The following is a 2,423-nucleotide window of genomic DNA, read 5'->3' as shown; positions in this document are numbered from 1 at the left end:
CCGAAATCCGGAATGCGCGTGTAGATCTCGTTGGCTGTGTCGCGCCACCAGCGCTGCACCTGCGGGTCCAGCGGGTCGGCAGTTTTCAAGCCACCGATTTCGATGGGTGCACTGAAGCGCGCACTGAGAAATACACGGATGCCATAGGGGCGAAACACCTTCGCCAGTGCCGCGGCTTTCTCCAGGTATTGCGGCGTCAGGCTCCACGCTTTGGCGTTGACGTTGTTGAGCACGGTTCCATTGATGCCTAGCGACGCGTTGGCGCGTGCGTAGTCGGTGTAGCGCGGATCCAGATAGCCGGGCAGCGTCTGCCAGTTCCACAGCGACGCACCGGCATAACCGCGCTCTACCAGGCCATCGAGATTGTCCCAATGATTGAGCATGCGCAGTTGCAGGCGTGGCGATTCACGCACGTCCAATGCCGCGAGCGATTGCCCGGTCTGCAGCAGACGCAACAGATGGAATGCGCCGTACAACACACCGATATCGCTGCCGCCGACAATGGCGGTGATGCGATGCCCATCCACGCTGGCGCTACGGATCAGATAGCCCTCGCGACCCAATTGACGCGTATCGAGCTGTAACGCAGCGATCTGTGGCGCGCTGGCGGCGCCCAGCACAATTGCGCCATCGCGCGTGACCGCGTCCATGCGTGGTGGCGTGTTTCCCAATAATCCCTGCAGGCCACGCGCCAGTTCATCGCGTGCTGCGTGCAGGGTGGGCGAGTCGCCGACGACCACCAACTCGCTGGCGCTGTCACGCAATTGCGCGGCATTGGCCAGCGGCTGGTAGCGCAACCATAACTCGTAGCCGTCCTCCGCACGCGCGCTGACGGCGGCCAGCAGGCCGCCGCACAGTAGCGCCAGCCACAGCAACCGCTGCAGCGGAAATGCGCCGACGTCGGCGGCATGCCGCTTCATGCCAGACTCCCTCATGCGGCATGCTCCAGCGTCACGGGTGCATGCAGTCGCGTCTCGCCGCTCTGCGTGCTTCCCGGTACCATGGCTCGCGCGGTCATCCCTGCACCCGGCGCCCGCGTTACCGCAGCCGCGCTTGTGCATCCCGCAGCTTTCGCTCGCATTTGAAGAGGCCACGCTTGGAGAAGGTCAGGAAATCGGTCCGCCGCACCAGCCGCGCGACCACCATCGACGAGGTGGCGGCGCTGGCGAAGGTGTCGCCGATGACGGTCTCGCGCGTGGTCAACAACACCGGCAGCGTGCGCGATGCCACTCGCGAACGGGTCATGCGTGCGGTCGACAAGCTGGGTTACACGCCCAATCTTGCCGCCAGCGCATTGGCCACCGCGCAGAGCACGCGCATCGCGTTGATCTATAGCGATCCCAGCGGTGCCTACTTGCGCGAGTTGTTGCTGGGCGTGTTGCGGGTTGCCTCGCGTACCTCGATCCAGCTGGTGATCGACTGCTGGGACGATCTGGATGCCGATGCCGAACGCAAGGCGGCACGCAAGCTCGCCAAAGGCGTCGCCGGAGTCATCCTGCCGCCGCCCTTGTGCGAGTCCAGGGCCGCCGTGCTGGAGTTGGTCCGCGCCAAGGTGCCGGTGGTGGCGATCGCTTCCAACCATTTCAGCCCGGATGTGGCCTGTGTGCGCATCGACGAATTTGCTGCCGCCAAAGAGATCACCGAACACTTGATCGCACGGGGACATACGCGCATCGGCTACATCGCCGGGCATCCGAACCTGTCCGCCAGCACGCGACGCTTCGAAGGCTTCCAGGCGGCGTTGGAAGACGCCGGCTTGCGCCTGGATCGGCATCTGGTGCAGCCGGGCGATTACACCTACAAATCCGGCTTGGTCGCCGCGGAAAAGTTGCTGGCGCGCAAACGCCGTCCCAGCGCCATCTTCGCCAGTAACGACGACATGGCCGCCGCGGCAATCTCGGTCGCGCATCGGCGTGGGCTGGATGTGCCGCGCGATCTGTCGGTGGTCGGTTTCGACGACACCTCTGCCGCCACTGCGGTGTGGCCCGAAATCACCACCGTGCAGCAGCCCATTGCCGCCATGGCCGATGCCGCGCTGGACATCTTGCTGAAGACGATTCGCGCCAAGGAGCGTACGGCGAAGATGGTCGATCATGTGGTCGCGCACCTGCTGGTCAAGCGGGATTCGGTGGCCGCACCGACAGCTGACGATGCGGCCGAGTAACGTAGCGATCAGATAACTGCATCGCTGTAAGGCGGACGTGGTCATGTCACCGGCCTGCATGTAACACGCGGGGATTGCGGGCGTGCGTCCACTCACCTGCTTACCGCACGCAACGTCGTCAGCCATTCCTGGCAGTCGCATTGTTGTAGGTGGTACGGCCCCGCACCGAAGACACTCATCGCCCCCGCGCCTCGCTAGACGAAACGCGGGCGATGGCAATGATCAACGTGTCAGATACTGATTGATCAGGTTTTCGTAC

At 64.1% G+C, this 2,423-nt stretch carries 2 protein-coding genes; one reads left to right on the top strand and one right to left on the bottom strand.

All coding sequences use genetic code 11. The features are described 5' to 3' along the window. The coding region (locus XpruCFBP8353_RS22930) for an alpha-glucuronidase family glycosyl hydrolase (RefSeq protein ID WP_279327786.1) at positions 1-920 on the bottom strand (920 nt) is incomplete at its 3' end. Positions 921-1,096: 176 nt separating this feature from the next. Here XpruCFBP8353_RS22930 and XpruCFBP8353_RS22925 point away from each other — a divergent pair. Next, positions 1,097-2,164: a LacI family DNA-binding transcriptional regulator gene (locus XpruCFBP8353_RS22925; protein ID WP_101365250.1), complete on the top strand. Its 1,068-nt coding sequence runs from the start codon at positions 1,097-1,099 to the stop codon at positions 2,162-2,164. Positions 2,165-2,423: the final 259 nt, after the last annotated feature.

The sequence above is a fragment of the Xanthomonas prunicola genome, from assembly GCF_002846205.1.
Taxonomy (GTDB): Bacteria; Pseudomonadota; Gammaproteobacteria; order Xanthomonadales; family Xanthomonadaceae; genus Xanthomonas; species Xanthomonas prunicola.
The sequence above is the reverse complement of the archived record's forward strand: the minus strand, read 5'-3'. Positions and strand labels throughout refer to the sequence as shown.